At 55.6% G+C, this 1247-nt stretch carries 1 pseudogene; it reads right to left on the bottom strand.

Annotation, left to right across the window (positions count from 1 at the left end):
* Positions 1-390: 390 nt before the first annotated feature.
* Positions 391-1175, bottom strand: a pseudogene (locus tag EQW76_RS28680) (IS5 family transposase).
* Positions 1176-1247: the final 72 nt, after the last annotated feature.

Genomic DNA, 1247 nt, shown 5'->3' with positions numbered 1-1247 from the left:
TAGGTTCTGTTGACAAAGTTGGATTGGGCGCTTGTGAGTGATCGCGATCTGGATATGTTCAGCGGATGACAATAGCTTCGTGCCCGGTCTACCTATTTAGAAGCTCAGGTTTCGCCCCGTCCGGCGACACCGTGGTCAGTGTTGCACCACTGGACCGCGTCGTAGCGGTTTACGGCGACGGGGGCGTGGTTGGCGAAGGCGGCCTATCTTCCTCGTTCGGCGGTGCAGCGGTCTTCAAGAGCGACGTCTCAGGGGAATGCTTCATTGGCGTATGGGGAGCCCGCAACGCCTCACGTTTTCGCAGTGAACTTCGGGCTCACATGCAAATTTCTGTTATCAAAGAAGCGCCGAAGGCTCGGCTCGCCTTCTGGGGAGCGGAGAAGGAGCGCCCTAAAAGGGCCTCGCGCACATGAAGGGCAACCATATTTTGACTGAGGCAAGAGCGAGGAAGCCCGCAAACGAAGCCTTCGTTTTGTCGTAACGTGTTGCGATCCGCCTGAACTGTTTGAGCTTGTTAAACATCCGTTCGATGCGGTTCCGGTCTTTGTAGGCGATGTAATCGCAAGATGGCGGATGCTTTCGCGTGGAGCGCGGTGGGATTACGGGACGAGTGCCGTGCAGGAGGAGCTCTTCTCGGACGGCATCTGCATCATATCCTTTATCCGCAAGCATCTTTCGCGGACGAGTGACGGGAATTGCAAGAAGTTGAGGGACTGCCTTGTAATCAGAAACCTCACCGCCTGTTAGGATGAAGCCAAGAGGACGGCCTTGACCGTCTGCGCGGGCATGGATTTTTGTCGTAAAGCCGCCGCGTGATCGACCAAAAGCCTCCTTATCAGTCCCCCTTTTGCGCCAGCAGCCTGAGAATGGCCTCGGATGATCGTGCTGTCGATCATATGCTGCCAGTTGTCGGTCAAGCCAAGCTCCACAAGGGTCTCAAGCAATGCGTCCCATATGCCTTGCTTTGCCCACCGGCGAAAACGAACGTAAACGGAATTCCATTTGCCATAGCGTTCGTGCAAGTCGCGCCATGGGCAGCCAACGCGCAGGACATGCAACATGCCATTCAGATAGCGCCGATTGTCATGGGCCGGACGGGATTTACGTCCTCTTTCGCTGGGAAGAAACGGCTCGACTATATGCCACTCCGCATCGCTTAGATCGCCTCGCGCCAAAACTGCCTCCTAAAAAGCAGTCTTGAATCATGCCTCGACCGATTTGGGAATCCACTTTGTCAACACGGCCTA

The organism is Rhizobium sp. rho-13.1 (genome assembly GCF_007000305.1).
Classification (GTDB): domain Bacteria; phylum Pseudomonadota; class Alphaproteobacteria; order Rhizobiales; family Rhizobiaceae; genus Rhizobium; species Rhizobium rhododendri.
The sequence above is the reverse complement of the archived record's forward strand: the minus strand, read 5'-3'. Positions and strand labels throughout refer to the sequence as shown.